This window comes from Pseudomonas sp. R3-41 (assembly GCF_054161485.1).
The window spans coordinates 3,135,039-3,152,797 of record NZ_CP096421.1; the positions used below are offsets into that span (position 1 = coordinate 3,135,039).

A 17,759-nucleotide genomic window follows, 5' to 3' on the forward strand; every position below is an offset into this window, starting at 1 on the left:
GCTCCCGCTCGATTGCGTAGCAATCGCTAAAAGGGTGGCTGCTGCGCAGCCCAGCGGGAGCAAGCTCCCTCGCCACGAAAGCCCCCTTAGCCACAAAAGCCCCTCTTAGCCATAGAAGCTCATTACCCAAAAAAAAGCGCTAACTGGGCAAATGGTTACTTGGCCATGATCGCCACGAACAGCTCGGAATCCAGAAGCCCCTGCAGCCAATCCTGTAGCCGAGGGTAGGGCGCCTGGGCAAACCAGTCGCGGTCGACATGGGCGAACTGCCGTATGAAGGGCAGCACGGCCACGTCGGCCAGGCTCGGGTGCTCCGCCGCCAGGAATGGCCGGGTTGCCAGCAGCGCCTCCAGGCGGCGCAGAAAATCTTCGCCCTCGCTACGGTAATGTTCCTTCGAGTACTCGGGATGGCGTTCGGGGTATTTGTAGCGATTCAAGTGAAGCTTGAACACCCGGTCGTTTTCCTCGACCAACGCCGCTGTCAGCGCTTGACCTTCGGGGTCGTCCCGTAGCCTCCAGTCTTGCGGATCATGCAGGTCCAAAGCCCAGTTCATGATCTCCAGGCTTTCATCGATCACCCGGCCATCGACTTGCAGCACAGGCACCGTGCCTTTGCTGGAGAGGGCGAGCATCTCGGCGGGCTTGGCCTTCAGGCTGACTTCGACAATCGTCACCTCGACCGCGCTGTAGCGCAAGGCCATGCGCGCCCGCATCGCGTAGGGGCAGCGGCGGAAGGAGTAGAGCGTGGCGCGACTCATTTCACCTCCACCGTGCTCAACCCGTTACCCTGGCGCCGCACCTGGATCTGCACCGGGATCCGCTCGTGCATTTCCTGCACGTGGGAGATCACCGCGACCTTGCGACCTTGGGCCTGCAAACCGTCGAGGGCGTCCATCGCCAGTTGCAGCGATTCGGGGTCGAGACTGCCGAAGCCTTCGTCGATGAACAGCGATTCGATCTTCAAGGTGCTGGACGCCATCGAGGCCAGGCCCAAGGCCAGGGCGAGGGAGACCAGGAAGGTTTCGCCGCCGGACAACGAATGCACCGAGCGCAGTTCGTCGCCCATTTCCGTGTCCATCACCAGCAGCCCGAGCATGCTGCCGCCGCGCTTGAGCCGGTAGCGGCGCACCAGTTGCCGCAGTTGGGCATTGGCGTGGTGCACCAGCAGGTCGAGGTTGTACGCCTGGGCCAGCTTGCGGAAGCGATCACCGGTGGCCGAGCCGATCAGGGCATCGAGGCGTGCCCAGCGCTGGTATTCGGCGTAGGCCTGGTCGATCTGCTGGGCCAGGGCCTGGTTGGCGTTCTGCCGACGCTGGTCCTCGGCCTGTTCGGCGCGCAGTTCGGCGCAACGCTGTTCACTGGCGGAGAATTGCGCTTGCAGCTCGGTGAGGGCTTCGGCGAGTTGCTCGGCGGCCAGGTTGCCGTTGTGCTGGGCCTGGTGATTGTGCAGGCGTTGCTCGCGTTCGGTGAGCAGGACGCGGGCCTGTTCGATGGCTTTTTCGCTGTTGAGCAAGCGCTGGCGCAACTGGCTGACCTGTTGTTCGTCCAGGCTGAGCAGGGTTTGAAGGGCGGCATCGTCCAGTTCAGGATGGCCGTTGCGCCACTGCGCGATACCCGTATCCAGGGCCTGAAGTTCATGGTCCAGGGATTGTGCCTGTTCCTGGCGGGCCTTGAGTTCGGCGGCCAGTTGCACGAGGTTGTTGCGCAATTGCTGCAACTGCTGATTGGCCGTTGCCTCGGCCTCCCGGGTCTGTTCGAGGCTCTGGTCGAGTTGTTGCTGCCAGTGTTCGGCGCTGATGTGCCCACCGAGCAGTTGCGCGAGTTTTGCCTGGCCGGCCTGCTGTTGCTCGCTCAAGGTGCTGAATTGCACGCGGGCCGCTTCCAGTTGCTGGACGCGAGTCTGCTGGCGGTCCTGTTCTTTTTCCAGGGTCTGCTGGCGCTGGAGCTGTTCGCCCAGTTCGTCGCGTTGCTGGTCCAGTTGCGCCAGGCGCTGGGCGATCTGTTGGTCGAGCTGCAAGAAGGTCGCGGCGGGATCGCTGCGCAACGCCTGCAAGGTGTCCGCCGGCAGCAGCGTGCTGAAGTGGCTCAATTCCTCGTCCAGGCGCTGGCGGTCGCGGGCCAGTGCTTGCTGCTGGTTGTCCAGGTGCTGTGAGGCCTGTTGGCTGGCGACTTCGGCCTCGCGCAGGCGCTGGCCCATCCGGGCGGCGTCTTGCTGCAGGGTCAGCAGGACGGCTTGCCGTTGTTCGTCCTGGCTGATGTGCTGGTGCAGTTGGCTGTTCTGCTGGGCCAGCCAGGCGTCGCGCTTGCTCGAGTCCTGGGCCAGCAGTTGCGCCGACAGCGGGTGGGCTTCCAGGCTGGGCGCCAAGCCCTGTTGCTGGCTGGCGAGCTGCTCCTGCTGCTGTTTGAGCTCCTTGAGCTGGGCCATGACGCCGCTGTACTGCGCCCGTAGCTCGATGACTTTTTCATTGAGCAGTTCGACGGCTTTGCGGGCGTTGGCCTCTTCGGATTCATCGAAGCGCCCGAGGTTTTCCAGCAGGGCTTCGGGTTGATGATAAGGATGCTCGACGCTGCCGCACACCGGGCAGGGTTGCTTGTCCTGCAACTGGGCGCGCAGTTGCTCGACGCTTTCGCTGCGGGCCAGGCGCTGGCGTGCCAGCAGTTCGCGGGTCACGGTCAGGGCCTGCTCGGCGATGGTCAGCTCGGCCTTGGCTTCGCCGCCCTCACGCACCAAGCGGTCACGTTCCTGCAACGCTTGTTGCTGGCGTTGTTCGAGCTCGGCGCCGCGCTTGTCCAACTCTTGCTGGCTGACCCATAGCCGGGTCAGTTCTTCGAACGCGCGCAGTTGCTTGCGGTTGTCTTGCAGCAGGTTGCCGAGCAATTGGATCTGTTCGGCCACCGCGTCGGGCTCGGCGCCCGCTTCCTTGTACAGTACCTCGAGGTCTTGCTGGCGGCTGGCCAGTTCTTCGGCGGCGCGGGCGGCGCTGTGTTCCAAGGTGGCGAGTTCGGCCTGGCCCTGGTTCAGGCGATTGCCGATCAGCATCAGTTGTTGGAGGCGATCGCGATAGGCGTTCCAGGCGTCGCTCAGCGGCGCCAGGTGGGTGCTTTGCTCAAGTTCGCCGGCGATGCGCTGCAAGCGCTCGGCCACCTGTTTTTGCTGATCGAGCAAGGTGTCGATGGTGCGCTGGCCTTCGGTGCACGCCTGTTGTGCCTGTTCCTGGCGCTCGGCGGCCTGGCTGGTGTCCTTGGCGAGGCGGGCCAGGCTGCTTTGCTCTTCAAAGGCCTGGCGCAGCAACGGCGCGCAGTCGCTGCTTTGTTGCCGGGCTGCGGCCTGTGCCAGTTGCGCGGCGTCCAGGCTTTTTTCCAGTTCGGCCTGCTGGTGATGCAAATCGATTTGCTGTTGGGTGAGCTGCTGAATCTGCGCGGCCAACGGGTCGAGCTGTCGGCGCAGTTCTGCCTGGCGGATGAATTGATGGCGCTGGGGTGCCAGTTGTTCCAGGCGGGTCAGTTTCAGGCGTTTGTCGGCCAGGGCGTCCCAATCGACCTGGGCCTGTTGCAACTGCTCGGCGGCGCTGGCGTGTTCGTCCTGCAACTGGCGCAGGTCCCGCAGCCAGGTGTGTTGCTGTTCCAGTTGCTTGAGCTGCGCCTGCTGGGTCTTGAGCTGCTGCTGGGCGTCGTTGAAGCGCTGGTCCAGCTCGGCCCGGGCTTCGGGAGCCAGCGGTGTGACGCCGCTGGCCTGGTCTTGCAATTGCCGGTGGCTGTCCTTGGCTTGTTTGGCCTTGTCGAAGGCGCGGCGGCCTAGGCGGGTATACAGGGCGGTGTCGGTGAGTTTTTCCAGCAGTTCGCTGCGGTCGTTGTCATCGGCCTTGAGGAACGCGCTGAACTCGCTCTGGGCCAGCAACACGGCGCGGGTGAACTGCTCGAAGTTCAGGCCCAGGGCGGCTTCGAGCTGGGTCTTGTATTCGCCTTTCTGGCTCGCCAGCAGTTGATCGTTGTCCAGGTCCCGCAGGCTCTGGCGGCTGGCTTGCAACTTGCCGCCGGCCTTTTCCCGGGCGCGATTGGCTTCCCAGCGGGCCCGATAGCGGCGCCCATCGATGCCACGAAAATCCACTTCGGCAAAGCCGTCGCCGGTGCCACGGCGCAACAGCGTGCGCGGGTCACCCGTGGCGATATCGCCATCGACGTCCGGCACCTTGGCGTCGCGCCCGGTGTTGTTGAGGCGCGGCACGGCGCCGAACAGCGCCAGGCACAAGGCGTCGAGCAGCGTGCTCTTGCCGGCGCCCGTGGGGCCGGTAATGGCGAACAGGCCGGCGCTGGCCAAGGGCTCGGCGGTGAAATCGATTTCAAAAGGCCCGGCCAGGGACGCCAGGTTCTTGAGGCGGATCGCGAGAATCTTCATGGCTGCTCGCTCTCCATCTGCACGTCTTGCAACAGCACGGCAAAGTCCTTGAGGGTTTGTTCATCCACTTCGTTGCCGTAGGTGTCCTGCCAGGCGCGGCTGAACAGTTCCTGCGGGCTGAGCTGATCCAGCTCCACCAACGCACCGTCGTCATCGGCGCCGCCAGTGCCACCGTTGCCGGCGTACTCGGCGCCAATCCGTACCAGGCGCACGGCCTTGCCTTGCAACGCGGTTTCAACCTGGTGGCGCAGGTCTGGCTGTGGTTCGTCGAGGCGCACCCGTACCTCCAGCCAGGGTTGGCGCTGGATGTCGGCCAGCAGGTCGATGTCAGGCAATTCCTTGAGTTGCCCGAGTATATCGGCCAAGGGCGCCGGACCCAGGCGTTGCAGGTTGACGGCCCGAGGAATCAGGCGTGGTTCGACCTTGACCAGCGTCTCGCCGTCCAGCGTGACGTCGAGAATCTGGTGCTGGTAGCCAATCTCCGAGAACGACAGTGGGATTGGCGAGCCGCTGTAGCGGATACGTTCTTCACCGTTGACCTTCTGCGGCTTGTGCAAATGGCCGAGGGCGACGTAGCTGATGCTCGGGCCGAACAGGCTGGCGGGCAGGGCCTCGGCGTTGCCGATGATCAGGCTGCGTTCGGAATCCTCGGACACCGAACCGCCGGCCATGTGCGCATGGCTGACGGCGATCAGCGCCTGGCCTTTCTTGCGCTTGCTGTTGGCGGCAGCGATCAGCCACTCGTGCACCTGGCCGATGCCCCGCAGGTAGTCATCGCCCAGTTGCGCGCCGGTGACTTCCGCGGGGCGCAGGAACGGCAGGGCCAGGCACCACGCCTTGACCTTGCCCTTGGCATCGGGCAGCGGCAATAACAGCCGCTCGACGTCCAATTGGCCGTCGTCCAGCCACAGCACCCGGCCCAAGGCGTGGGTGCGCAAGCGGCGCATCAGCGGCGCGGGCAATTCGATGCGCGAGCCGGAGTCATGGTTGCCGGCGATCATCACGATGGTCAGGTTGGCGTTTTGTTCATGGGCGCTGACGATGAAATCGTACAGGCGTTCCTGGGCTTTGACCGGCGGGTTGACGGTGTCGAAGATGTCACCGGCGATCAGCAGCACGTCGGGCTTTTCCTGGCTCAGCTGACGCAGCAGCCAGTCGAGGAAGCAGGCGTGTTCGAAATCGCGTTCCTGGCCGTGCAGGTTTTGCCCCAGGTGCCAGTCGGAGGTGTGAAACAGACGCAAGGTGAACTCCAGGAAACAGATGATGGCCGCGGTGAAGAGGAGGGCGGCTAAAAGAGGGAGAGTTTACTGGGAAACGGGGGGGAGGACTTGTTCAACTTCGTTGGATGTACGACCGGATGGATTGGCAACTGAATTGTGGCGAGGGGATAAATCCCCCTAAGCGCTAGCCAACCCCTTGCCCCACAACTCGTCTGACTGATATCCCTGTGTGTTTCGCGGGGCTTCACGTAGGACATCACTAAAACAGTCCTATTGTTCAAGGCTCTCCAATAGCGACATTTTTTGCGCCGTGTGGGCAGTTTCCTAAGAAATTGCGCCCCACCCTATAGGACTCTTCCCAAACGTCGCCGAACCCGACGCGAAAAGATGGAACCATCCTTTGAGCTGGTTCACGCTGATCTCCCTTGAAACTAATTCCTGCACAACAACGCAGGCAGCAAGGGAAGTCATGCCAGCAAACCGCTCTGAAAGACGCAAAGTCGATTTCAATCAAAACAACGCCGACAAGGTTTTGTCCCCATTACCTCCCCACCTTAGACAAGCGGCGGGAAACACCCGGGGAGATCGGCAACATGTCTAGCCAACACCCCATCTTCTTCGACCACAGCCGCCACACCCTGAGCGTCTACAACCTCCAGGCCCGCCTCGACGTCCTGGCCTTCGCCGGCGAAGAACACCTGAGCCGCCCCTACCATTACCGCATCGAGTTCACCTGCACCGAGCGCGACCTGGCCCCCACCGACCTGCTCAACCAGGACGCCCATTTCAGCCTGTACCCGATGCCGCCACCGCCGACGCCCAAGGGTTTCAAGCCCCCGGTGATCAAGCCATTGCGCTCCTTCCACGGTGCGGTCACCGAGTTCAAGCGCCTGTCCGGTTCCCACGACGAAGCCCGCTACGAAATCACCCTGCAACCACGTTTCGCGCTGCTGGACCGGGGCAAACAGTTCCGCATCTACCAGTACCAATCGGTACCGGAGATCGTCGAGCACATCCTGCGCACGCGCCACGATTTCCTCGGCCAGCACTTTTATTTCAACGTGGTGCGCAAATACCCCCGCCGCGAACAGGTCATGCAATACGACGAAAGCGACCTGGCGTTCATCGAGCGCCTGCTGGCCGAGGTCGGCATCTGGTATCGCATCGTCAGTGACGATCGACTGAGCATCGACGTGGTGGAGTTTCACGACGACCAACGCCACTACCAGCGCGGCGTCGAGTTGCCGTGTCGCCCGTTGTCAGGCTTGACCAGCAATGGACAGGACGCGGTCTGGCAGCTGCAAACCGCCCATCAGGTGGTGGAAAAACACATCAACTTTCGCGCCTATAACCACCGCGAGATCTACGCCTACCTTGACGGTGAAGTCGACCACACCCGACGCGCCAAGGGCACCTACGGCGAGGCCTATCACTACGGCGAACCCTACACGGTGCTGGGCGACCGCTACGCCCTGGACGAAGACCTGCAAAGCGAAAGTGGGTTTTTCTACGCACGCCTGCGCCACGAACGCTACCTCAACGACCAGGTCCGCCTCAGCGGCACCACCACCAGCGCCACCCTGGCGCCGGCGCAACTGCTCAAGATCACCGGCGGCGCACCCCAGGCCTTTGATCCCGGCGCGGTGATCGTCGGCCTGCGCACCGAAGCTGCCCGCGACCGCAGTTTCATCGCCACTTTCCAGGCCATTCCCTATTCGGAAACCGTGTGCTTTCGCCCGGCGCTACTGCCCAAGCCACGCATCAGCGGCACCATCCCCGCCCGTATCAACCACCCGGAAACCAACCCGCCGTACGCCGACCTCGACTTCGAAGGCCGTTACAAGGTGCGCTTTCTGTTCGACCGCGACACCTGGGAATCCGCCCGCTCAAGCGCCTGGCTGCGCCTGGCCCGGCCCTACGGCGGCGACACCCACGGCCTGCACTTTCCGCTGCAGGCCGGCACCGAAGTGGCGGTCGCCTTCGAACAAGGCGACCCCGACCGCCCCTACATCGCCCACGCCCTGCACGACAACGAACATCCCGACCTGGTCACGGCGCGCAATGAAAGACGCAACGTGTTGCGCACCCCGACCAACAACAAGTTGCGCATGGACGATACGCGGGGGCAGGAGCACGTCAAGCTCAGTACCGAGCACAGCGGCAAGAGCCAGTTGAACCTGGGGCATCTGGTGGATGCCGAGCGTAAGAAACGAGGGGAAGGGTTTGAGTTGCGCACGGATGGCTGGGGGGCGATTCGGGGTGGCAAGGGTGTGTTTATCAGTGCGGATGAGCAGGTCAAGGCCAAGGGCGACGTCCTGAGCATGGACCCGGCCAGCGCCCAAGTCGAAGGCGCCAAACAACAGATGGCCGACTGGCAAGACATCGCCCAGGCCCATCACAGCCGCAAGCCCGACCTGGGCGGCTTGCAGCAATTTCAGGCCGATGCCAAGGACCTCAAGGCCGCCGCCATCCTGCTCAGCGCCCCCAAGGGTATCGGCGCCGTCACCCCGGCCAGCTTGCTGCTCAAAAGCGGCGACGCGCTCTATCTACAAAGCCAGGACCAAATCAACCTCGCCGCCGGCAAACGCCTGTCGGTCCATGCCAACCAGGGCATCTCGCTGCTCGCCCAGCAGGAAGGCATGCGGCTGGTCTCCGGCAAGGGGCCGCTGGAGATCGAATCCCATGGCGATGTGCTGGATATGAAAGCCCAGCAGGACATCAGCGTGCAGTCGGTGCAGGGGCATGTGCAGGTGACGGCGAAGAATGGCATCACGTTGGCTTGTGGGGGCGGGTTTATACGGATTAACCCAAGCGGCGCCATCGACATCCATAGCCCCGGCAAGCTGAACCTCAAGGGGCAACACGTTTGGGAGTTGCCTGCCGGGCAAAGCTTTGCGTTGGCGGATTTGCCGCAGTCGGTGTGTAAGGAATGTCTGGAGAAGGCTCGTAAAAACGCCGTCGGACTCTTGCCGCGCGAAGGTTAAAAACAAGGAAAACATGTACATGGCAACGCCAAGCGAATGGCAAGAACAGATTGAACACGTTTGCATCACCGCGGACATACAGCGCGTCGACCTGCTGCTGGACCAGGGCGCCTGGGACAGCTGCGCCGTACCGGCATTGAAGCAACTGAGGCCGGAGGTTCCATGGCATTCACTGTTCGCCGGTACACCGGAGGAAAACCTGCTGGAACAGGCACCGCTGTTGATGCGGCTGGATCTGGGCCATTGGCAGCATCGCGCCTGGCTGGAACAACTCATGACTCACTGTGCAGCCGACGCCCGGCTGTTGGTCGCGATCTCACCGTTGTCCTTCGACATCCTCAGTCAGGCCCTGCAAGCCCTGTCCCAGATGAAATGGGGCGGGCAGCCCGGCTTGTTGCGGTATTACGACCCGCGCATCTTTCCGTTGTTGGTGTCGTCCATCTTGAACGACGAACAGCGAATCCAATACCTGCTACCGGTCAGTTACTGGAGCTGGCTGGATCGGGACGGCCAGCCGCAATGGCGACGGGGCGCAAGCCAAGCGCGGAACAGCATCGACATTCAACCCCTCGTCGAACTGAGCGATGAGCAATGCGACCTGATCGGCTGCATCTCCGATGCGCAGCAGCTGTTGAATAGTGGGCGATTTGACCAGCTTGAGGAAAGTAAAGAGCAGCGGTTCGCTTTGTTGTATCGGTTGGTCGTGCGGGCAAGTAAAGAGAATTACTTTGGAAAACTCAGTGAGTACGTGGAGCGATGTGTGCTTCCTGACTCTTAATGAGCCGAATTGGCATTGTTCGAGATAGAACTTTGCCAAAAGATCGTATGAAAAATGTTCGAACGATGCAGGTTTTCCTGCGGTTTGAATAAACAAAAGGACTTTGCCATGAGGCGATTGATGTTAAGGAAGATGATGGTGCGAGGCCTTTATGCCTTGCTTGGAGTGATGTTGTATGGGTGTTCTTCTGCCGATAACGAGATGGCAGGAGGGAACATTGAGGCCGTCAACCATACGCGAAATGCCATTAATTGGTTGTCCGTCAATGGTTATAGGGCTGATGGAGGGGGAGGCAGTTCTTGTTGCGTCATCATGCCGACGAAGTGGCGTCCCGGTTTGAAAGCTCATATTGAGTGGGAGGTTGATACAGATCCTTACGCATATTCGAAGTGGCCTCCATTGGGGACTGATGGTTATCGAGCGGCTCAAGTAAAACATAAAGCCAACTATCAGCATCACAGTGCCACGATAGAAATTCCGGAGTGGCCGGGAACGGACTCCTGTGGTTTGAAAGTCCATTTCCTAGTTTGCAATCAAATCAAAGTCACTACTTCCTGCTGGGGGTACGGCTCACCCCATAATCCTATTAAAGAGCCTCTGGAAATGAAGGAGCCCGCTGTATGCCCGAAATAGAAAACAACTTGAAGGCGGACAAAGGGCCGAGGCGATCGACGCTCAGGAAGGTGGCGCTGCGTGGGCTATATGCCTTGTTGGGATTGATGTTGTATGGGTGTTCTTCTGCCGATAACGAGATGGCGGGAGGGAACATACAAGCTGTTAACCATACGTTAAATGCCATTAACTGGTTGTCCGTCAACGGTTACAGGGCTCACGGAGGGGGGGGCAGTTCCTGTTGTGTCATCATGCCGACGAAGTGGCGTCCTGACTTGAAGGCTCATATTGAATGGGAGGTTGATCCAAATCGACATGCAAAATTGCCTTCGGTTACTTCAATTGAGTTTCGAGAGGCATATGCTAAACATTCAGCGAACTATCAGCGCCACAGCACCACGGTAGAAATTCCGGAGTGGCTGGGAACCGAGCGCTGTGGTTTAAGTGTGCATTTTTTGGTTTGCAATCAAATTAAAGTCACGAGCTCTTGTTGGTCGTACTATTCACCCAATTATCCTATTAAAGAACCCTTGGAAATGAAGGAGCCCGCTGTATGTCCGAAGTAAAAAATAATAATTCGAAGGCTAAGGCCTGGGCGCCGCCAGTCTTTCCTGTTGGTGGACGCCTGCCCGCAGAGATTCGAAATGTGAGCGATAACCACGATAAGCAAACCACAGAGGAAAATCGTTTCCGCCAGAAGACCAACGCCAGGGGACAGAAACAGCACTCGGCGTGCTGCCATAGTTTGCACATCAGCCTGTTTTTTGATGGTACCAACAATAACGAGGACAACGATACCAAGAAGGGACATCCCAGTAATATTGCCAAGTTGTTTCATGCCTCGCTCCAAGGTCCAAAGGCTATGCAAAACGGCTATTTCTCCTACTACATGCCCGGCGTCGGCACCCCCTTTCCGAAAATCGGCGAGCTGGACTACAGCGAGGATGGGCTGAAATACGCCACCGGTGGAGAAGACCGCATCAACTGGGCCTTGGTGCAGGTCGCGAGTGCGTTGTCTTTTGCATTGACCAGAAACGGAGTCGATGACGTCGTTGCCAAAACCAAGGTTGAGTCGATGAGCACCTCCAAAGGCCCGATGATGAGCATCTTCGGCGCCGGTCGGCGGCGCCAAGTCATGAAAGGTCTACTGGAATCGCTGAGGCCTCATGTCCCCAGAGCTAGACCTGAAGTGCTTGGCGTCAAGCTCTTCGTTTACGGCTTCTCTCGCGGGGCAGCGGAAGCACGCACCTTCGTAACCTGGCTGAGCCAACTGTTCGACACGCCGGACGGGGCCGAAAATCCGGAACAGACATTACTCGGCCTGCCGGTGAGCATCGAGTTCCTCGGTCTGCTCGATACCGTGGCCTCGGTGGGCATCGCCCATGTCACGCCATTTTTCGCCGGGCACATGGACTGGGCCGACGACACCCAGTTGTTGCCGGACGCGAAGACGTTCCCGGAATTCGTCAAATGCTGCCGGCACTTCGTCGCGGCCTTCGAACAGCGCGCCTGCTTCCCGTTGGACTCGGTCCGCAACGAGGACGGCAACTACCCGCGCAACACCTATGAAGTGGTGTATCCCGGCGTGCACTCCGACGTCGGCGGTGGTTATCCGCAAAATGATCAGGGCAAGGCGCGCGGTGGTACGGACGAATTGGTGTCGCAGATCGTCCTGCACGATCTGTATGCCGCCGCCTTCGCCGCCGGTGCGCCGTTGCAGGTACCGGAAGCGGTACTGCCTCGAAGTTTAGTGCCGGAAAAATCATGGCGTGAAATGGGGCCACAGACGTTGGGAGAATTTGTGGTCAATCAGCAAGTCATCGAACGCTTCAACGCCTGGCACCACCAAACCCTGCAAACAGTCCCGCCCGAGGATCAAGACAGCATCCCCACCGATGGCTACCACCCGCAGCTACTCACCACCACCGTCGAAGACACCCTGGCCGATCAACTGGGCTGGATCACCGGCTGGCGCATCGGCCGCTATGCCAATGACCTTGAGAAAGTTGACGACGGTTATCGATACAACGACAGCTACAAGCACCAACCTTTCTTCAAGGAGGCCATTGAAGTCACCGCCTATGACACGGACGAGCAGCGCAGCGCTTATGAAGAAGCGAAACGGATCGCGCTGAAAAACCGCCAGAAGGAACCCGCAGCGGCGATGAATCATCCCGGCCCGCCGATCTATGAGCCGCAGATTGACCAGACCCAGCTCAGCCAGGCCGCCACCGAGTTCAAGCACGACTACCTGGATATCGGTCGCAAGCAGACCAGTTGGTCGGGCAAATTCCTGGATGTGGTGGTGCGCGATTCGGTTTACCTGCTCAACGAGAACGACGAGGTGCGGGATCACGCCAGCATCAAGGCGGCGGGCGAGCAGCGCTACAAACAGCTATTCCATGACAAATTCGGTAGGCCCAGCCGGGACCCGGGCTTGGCACTGTTGGTGGCGTTGTTCGACGACCATATCCACGACTCGCGGGCCTGGTTCATGCACGACAAGCTGGCGTCCCGCGAGCTATGGGCCGGCTACTTCTTCTATCGCATGACCTATTTCGGCAACGAGAACAGCCGAGACTTGTCCCCGGTAGTCGTGGCCGGACGGATGCTGGGCGTGGCGGTGCTGGCGGGCGCCACGGTGTATGGCATCAAGCGCGGCGGTGCATTGGACGCCTTGGGTGGGCTGACGGCCGGCATGGGAGCGGCGACCATCGGTTACCGGGTGGTCGATAAGGTCACTGGCGCCGTGGTGCCGTTCTTGCCGGGTGCGGAAGAGATCTTGCAGCCGACGCGCCATATCGGTCAGGTGGTCATTGAGCAGAAGAAACAGATCGCCCTGGACGATTATCTGCAGCGTATGGAACGGACCGACGAAATGCTGCGTCTGGCCGGAAGCCTGGTGGAGCCGGATGGCGAGGTGATCTCATGATGCCTTTGATACGTGTAGGCGACCCGCTGCATCCCTTCGGTGGCGAAGTGCTGGAAGGCTGCTTTCTAGCACTCGGGCAACCGATGGCATCCGTTGGGGATAAGGTTCGCTGCGATTTGCATGGCGAGAACCGCATCGCCCAAGGCGCGGCGGGGTACAGCATCAACGGCACGCTGTTGGTCCTGCACGGGTATCGCTGTGAATGTGGTTGTACGTTGGTCAGCACGTTGGCGCTGTCGATGATGTCGGTGACGCCATGAACCGTGCGCCGTGCTACCCGCCGCTCGCCGAACCAGGGGAGCCGCGCTGGCGCCGTTGGTGGCTGGCGCTGCCGCTGCTGTGGTGTGTGCAGTTGGCGGTTTTGTTGACGCTTTGGCCCGAGGATCAACCTCGCTTGGAGCTGTGGTTGTGGAGCGCCGTGTTGCCGCTGGGTTGGGCGCTGGCCTTGGCGCTGCGTGTATTGCCGTGGCAGATCGGCTTGTTCAATCGTGATGTATTTCGTCGCACCCAGCATGACAACACCCAACGCTGGTGGCGCTGGCGAAGCCTGGGGTTGCCGGTGGAGCAGGTGCTGTTGTTGGGGCCGGCTGGGGATGATCAAGAACATTACCAACGCCTGATGGAAAACACGTCCTCGCCTCCGTCGCTGGCAGCCCCCGATGCGTCAGCGCCCGCTCGACGTTGCCCCGTGATACTGGGTAAGACCGTCGAACGCGCTCCAGCGCTGGCGCAACACTTGGCCCGGTTGGTCCTGGGGCTTGACGCGGTAGCGGAGCGCTGGCCGAGGTTGCGGGCGATTGCCTGGGTGGGCGACGAAAGCGCCCGAACTGCCTTCGAGAAGATGCTGGAAGACAACGGCACCGTGCCGCCCAAGGTGCGTTTGCCCTTGCAGGACCTGGCTGACCTGGACGAACTGATCGACATCTTCAATCACGAATGCCGTAAGCCGGACGATTGGCTGCTGTGCGCTGGAGTGATGTCGATGCAGAGCGCCGAAGAAGCAGTGCCGCCCGGCGAAGGCGGCTTCGTCTGGCTGGTGAGTCGGCAGGGGCAACAGCTGTTGCATCGAGGCGAATACCTGTTGCGTGAAATCAACGAGCCGCCCGCTGACCTCTGCGCACAGATGCAGCGGTATGCCGGGCTGCAAACACCGCCGCCGACGTGTCTGGCCATGGATCAGGCCAGTCAGGAGGCTTTCGTGGGTGGTTGGTCGGCGGTAGAGCATCAATTGGCCGGGCATTGGGGCGCCTTGGCGCAGCTGGCGCCGTTCATCGGCATGTCGTTGGCGTTGTTGCAGGCAAAGGAGGCTGGGCAGCCCTGTGGCTGGCTGAGCCAGGATGCGGAAAAACGATTGGCTATAGGAGTGGCAAAGCCTTATGGAAATGAATAACGGCGAGCCCAAGGGCTCATTGATCGGGTTGGGATCGGGCTACCTCCTGGTCATGACGTTCATGGTCATACTCGGTTGCCTACTGTATCGCCTGGCTGGCCACCACTTGGGTTGGCCGCCAGTACCGCTCCAGCAATTGACGTTGTGGGGACTGGGCGCATGGTTGGCGCTCGTTTTGTTCTGCCCGACGATTCTGTTGGCCTGGGATCGTTTGGCGGTACGCCAGGCGCAGCGGACCACGCAGGGCAGCCATGGCGGCACTTCCAGCTCCCGATTGAATCCGCAACCTGATTCGAAAGACGACGAAGAAAAGTTGATCAGGCTCCGCGAACACCTGCGCTTCCAATACGGCCCCCTCTGGCGCCACAAAGTCCGCCTCCTGCTCATCGTCGGCGAACCCGCCCAGATCACCGCCATCGCCCCCGAACTGGAAAAAAAGAAATGGCTTGAAGGCGAACGCACCGTGCTCCTATGGGGCGGCGGCCTTCAAGAAAAATTGGAAACCCCGCTGCTGAACCAATGGCTCACCCTGCGCCGTGGCCGGGCGTTCGATGGGGTGGTCTGGGCGTTGGACAAACCTCAAAGCACCGACGACGCGGCGATGGCCAAGGCCTTGCGGCACTTGCACGACTTGGCGCGGCGGGTGCGGCGGCAGTTGCCCTTGCACCTGTGGCAGGTCTGCGAAAGCGCCTGGCCGCAGGACGGGCGCGAGACCCAACCGGTGGGCTGTTTGTTGCGCTCGCCGGTCACGGCGCCGATGTTGGAGACGAACCTGCACAACCTGCTGGGCCCCTTGCGCCATGAGGGGTTGGAGCAGATGCAGGTCAACAAGCAGATGCACCACGATTTCCTGCTGCGCCTGTCCCGGGATCTGAAGGTCGAGGGCATTGCCCATTGGCGTCAGGCGTTGGCGCCGTTGTGGGGTGGGATGAACCCGGGCGTGCTGCTGCGCGGGCTGTGGTTCAGCTTGCCGCTGCCCGTGGCGCACAGCAGTGAAAACCTGCACTTCTGGTGGCCGGATCCGGCCTGGCATGGCGTGCAGCGCGACAAGGCGGTCGGCGCTCGCCTGGGCTGGGGCGTACCGCGAGTCGCTTATGCGCTGTTCATGGGCCTGGCATTGGTGGGCATCGCGGGGACGGTGCTGTCCTTCGTGAGCAATCGGGCGCAGATCGTCCAGGTGCAGTCGGTGTTGGCGACGTTGCGGCAATCGTCCCAGGGCGATGAACACCTGTTGGCACTCAATGAACTGGTGCACCAGTTGGCGCGGCTGGATCACCGTGTCGTGCACGGTGCGCCGTGGTACCAGCGCTTTGGTTTGAACCGCAATGAAACATTGCTCGAAGCGCTGTGGCCCCGTTACGTCGAAGCCAATAACCGCCTGGTCCGCGACCCGGCGGCGGCCCGTTTGCGCGAGCAATTGAGCGCGTTGGTCCAGCTCGCGCCAGGCAGCCCCGAACGCATCGAGCGCACCCGTGACGCCTACGATCAGCTCAAGGCGTACCTGATGATGGCGCGCCCGGAAAAAGCCGAGGTGGACCTGTTGGTCAAGACCCTGGGCCACGTCGATCCCACGCGTGACGGCATCTCTCCTGGTTTTTGGCAAACTTTCGCACCGAACCTGTGGCAGTTCTATGCCGAGCAATTGCCCGCGCACCCGGACTGGCGCATCGAGGCCGACCCACGTTTGGTGGCGCAGGTGCGCCAGGTGTTGCTCGACCAGATGGGCCAACGCAACGCCGAGGCCAGCCTGTACAAACGCGTGCTCGACGAGGCCGCCCAGCATTATCCGGCCCTGGGCCTGCAACAGATGGTCGGCGACACCGAGGCTGCCGCGCTGTTTTCCAGCAAGGCCAGCGTGCCTGGCGTGTTCACCCGCCAGGCCTGGGAGGGCCAGGTGCGCCGGGCCATTGATGAAATCGCCCAGGCGCGCCGTGAAGAAATCGACTGGGTGCTCAGCGACAAACCTGGCGATGTCGATGGCCGCTTGACCCCCGAGGTGCTCAAGGCACGCCTGACCGAGCGTTATTTTCAGGATTACGCCAGCGCCTGGCTGAACTTCCTCAACAACCTGCGCGCGCGTCAACCCAAAAACCTGGACCAGGCGATCGATCAATTGGCGCTGATGAGCGACACCCGCCAATCACCGCTGATTGCGCTGATCAATACTCTGGCCTACCAAGGGCAGGCCGGCACTCGCGGTCAGGCCTTGAGCGATTCGCTGATGAAGTCGGCGCAAAAGCTGATCGGACCGGACAAGGCGCCGGTGATCGATCAACTGGCGGATTTGTCGAGCGGCCCCCTGGACGCGACGTTCGGGCCGTTGTTGGCGCTGCTGGGCAAGGGCGTCGAAGGTCGTAACGCCAGCGATGGCCTGAGCCTGCAGTCCTACCTCACCCAAGTGACCCGCGTGCGCCTCAAATTGCAACAGGTCAGCACCGCCACCGACCCGCTGGAGATGACCCAGGCCTTGGCGCAAACGGTGTTCCAAGGCCGCGGCATCGACCTGACCGACACCCAATCCTATGGCCGGCTGATGGCCGCCAGCCTCGGCGCGCAATGGGCCGGCATCGGCGAGACGCTGTTCGTGCAACCGCTGGAACAGGCCTGGCAGCGCGTCTTGCAACCGTCAGCGGCGGGCCTCAACAGCCAGTGGCAACGCTCGATCGTCGCGCATTGGAACACCGCCTTCACCGGCCGTTATCCGTTCGCAGCGACCGCCAGCGACGCGTCGTTGCCGATGCTGGGGCAAATGATCCGCGCCGACACGGGGCGCATCGAACGCTTCCTGCACAGCCAGTTGAGCGGCGTGCTGCGCAAGGAAGGCAATCGCTGGGTGGCCGATCCGCGCCATGGTCGAGGCTTGCGGGTCAACCCGCAGTTCCTCGCGGCAATCAACCAACTCGGCGACTTGGCCGACGTGCTTTTCACCGATGGCAACCTGGGCCTGAGTTTTGAACTGAGCGGCAAAGGCGTGCGCGATGTGGTGCAGACCACCTTCATCCTCAACGGCGAAAAACACGAGTACTTCAACCAGAAGGAACGCTGGCAGCGCTTCGGCTGGCCGGGGCGCAGCGATTACCCCGGCGTGAGCCTGACCTGGACCAGCGTCCACACTGGCGAGCGATTGTTCGCGGATTACGCCGGCACTTGGGGGCTGATCCGCTTGCTCGAGCAGGCCACATTCACCGCACTGGACGACGGCGACAGCCGCTACCGCATGGTGCTCAAGGCCCCCGATGGCCTGGGTTTGACCTGGCACCTGCGCACCGAGCTGGACGCCGGGCCGATGGCGTTGCTCAGGTTGCGGGGGTTTACGTTGCCGGGGCAGGTGTTTCTGGAGGGGCGCGGGGCTGCGGGGGGATAGCCGGGCAACCTGAACCGCCTGACTAACGGTGGATCTGGGCACGGATTGTTCGATGCACGAAACGACGGTGCGGGCGATGTAGA

Annotated in this window: 11 protein-coding genes; 8 read left to right on the forward strand and 3 right to left on the reverse strand. The window is 61.5% G+C overall.

What is annotated here, in order from left to right; all coding sequences use genetic code 11:
• Positions 1-155: 155 nt before the first annotated feature.
• Genes M1D99_RS14075 through M1D99_RS14085 form a run of 3 tightly spaced genes read right to left on the reverse strand, consistent with a single transcriptional unit; the run spans position 156 to position 5,637 of the window.
• Positions 156-758 (reverse strand): glutathione S-transferase, encoded by a 603-nt coding sequence (locus M1D99_RS14075; RefSeq protein ID WP_458132055.1) that lies wholly within the window; start codon positions 756-758, stop codon positions 156-158.
• Positions 755-4,396 (reverse strand): AAA family ATPase, encoded by a 3,642-nt coding sequence (locus tag M1D99_RS14080; RefSeq protein ID WP_458132056.1) that lies wholly within the window; start codon positions 4,394-4,396, stop codon positions 755-757. Before M1D99_RS14080 ends, M1D99_RS14075 begins: the two co-directional genes overlap by 4 nt.
• Positions 4,393-5,637 carry an exonuclease SbcCD subunit D C-terminal domain-containing protein gene (locus tag M1D99_RS14085; protein WP_186704889.1) on the reverse strand — a complete coding sequence of 415 codons (1,245 nt, stop codon included), beginning with the start codon at positions 5,635-5,637 and terminating at the stop codon, positions 4,393-4,395. The genes M1D99_RS14080 and M1D99_RS14085 overlap by 4 nt, the downstream gene beginning before the upstream one ends.
• A 572-nt stretch (positions 5,638-6,209) precedes the next feature.
• Between M1D99_RS14085 and M1D99_RS14090 the strand changes: the two genes are divergently transcribed.
• The 8 genes from M1D99_RS14090 to M1D99_RS14125 all read left to right on the forward strand — a co-directional run bounded on the left by M1D99_RS14090 (position 6,210) and on the right by M1D99_RS14125 (position 17,676).
• Complete coding sequence (locus M1D99_RS14090) at positions 6,210-8,600, forward strand: type VI secretion system Vgr family protein (RefSeq protein WP_434575992.1); 2,391 nt, start codon at positions 6,210-6,212, stop codon at positions 8,598-8,600.
• A gap of 13 nt (positions 8,601-8,613) precedes the next feature.
• Positions 8,614-9,378, forward strand: a complete 765-nt coding sequence (locus M1D99_RS14095; RefSeq protein ID WP_434575994.1) for a DUF4123 domain-containing protein — start codon at positions 8,614-8,616, stop codon at positions 9,376-9,378.
• Positions 9,379-9,498: 120 nt separating this feature from the next.
• On the forward strand, positions 9,499-10,011 hold the full coding sequence (locus M1D99_RS14100) for a DUF3304 domain-containing protein (RefSeq protein ID WP_434576456.1): 513 nt from the start codon (positions 9,499-9,501) through the stop codon (positions 10,009-10,011).
• Positions 10,012-10,097: 86 nt separating this feature from the next.
• Positions 10,098-10,556, forward strand: a complete 459-nt coding sequence (locus M1D99_RS14105) for a DUF3304 domain-containing protein (protein WP_434576458.1) — start codon at positions 10,098-10,100, stop codon at positions 10,554-10,556.
• Positions 10,544-12,922 carry a T6SS phospholipase effector Tle1-like catalytic domain-containing protein gene (locus tag M1D99_RS14110; RefSeq protein WP_434575996.1) on the forward strand — a complete coding sequence of 793 codons (2,379 nt, stop codon included), beginning with the start codon at positions 10,544-10,546 and terminating at the stop codon, positions 12,920-12,922. The genes M1D99_RS14105 and M1D99_RS14110 overlap by 13 nt, the downstream gene beginning before the upstream one ends.
• A complete protein-coding gene (locus M1D99_RS14115; protein ID WP_458132057.1) occupies positions 12,919-13,182 on the forward strand; it encodes a PAAR domain-containing protein in 264 nt (87 codons plus the stop codon). The genes M1D99_RS14110 and M1D99_RS14115 overlap by 4 nt, the downstream gene beginning before the upstream one ends.
• A 140-nt stretch (positions 13,183-13,322) precedes the next feature.
• Positions 13,323-14,312, forward strand: coding sequence for a hypothetical protein (locus M1D99_RS14120; RefSeq protein WP_434576461.1), 990 nt, complete (start codon positions 13,323-13,325; stop codon positions 14,310-14,312).
• Complete coding sequence (locus tag M1D99_RS14125; RefSeq protein ID WP_434576000.1) at positions 14,299-17,676, forward strand: ImcF-related family protein; 3,378 nt, start codon at positions 14,299-14,301, stop codon at positions 17,674-17,676. Before M1D99_RS14120 ends, M1D99_RS14125 begins: the two co-directional genes overlap by 14 nt.
• Positions 17,677-17,759 lie beyond the last annotated feature (83 nt).

Coding starts and splice junctions, on each gene's coding strand:
- M1D99_RS14105 (WP_434576458.1), top strand. CDS start 10,098: ATGTTGTATGGGTGTTCTTCTGCCGATAACGAGATGGCGGGAGGGAAC.
- M1D99_RS14090 (WP_434575992.1), top strand. CDS start 6,210: ATGTCTAGCCAACACCCCATCTTCTTCGACCACAGCCGCCACACCCTG.
- M1D99_RS14115 (WP_458132057.1), top strand. CDS start 12,919: ATGATGCCTTTGATACGTGTAGGCGACCCGCTGCATCCCTTCGGTGGC.
- M1D99_RS14095 (WP_434575994.1), top strand. CDS start 8,614: ATGTACATGGCAACGCCAAGCGAATGGCAAGAACAGATTGAACACGTT.
- M1D99_RS14075 (WP_458132055.1), bottom strand. CDS start 758: ATGAGTCGCGCCACGCTCTACTCCTTCCGCCGCTGCCCCTACGCGATG.
- M1D99_RS14100 (WP_434576456.1), top strand. CDS start 9,499: ATGTTAAGGAAGATGATGGTGCGAGGCCTTTATGCCTTGCTTGGAGTG.
- M1D99_RS14125 (WP_434576000.1), top strand. CDS start 14,299: ATGGAAATGAATAACGGCGAGCCCAAGGGCTCATTGATCGGGTTGGGA.
- M1D99_RS14110 (WP_434575996.1), top strand. CDS start 10,544: ATGTCCGAAGTAAAAAATAATAATTCGAAGGCTAAGGCCTGGGCGCCG.
- M1D99_RS14080 (WP_458132056.1), bottom strand. CDS start 4,396: ATGAAGATTCTCGCGATCCGCCTCAAGAACCTGGCGTCCCTGGCCGGG.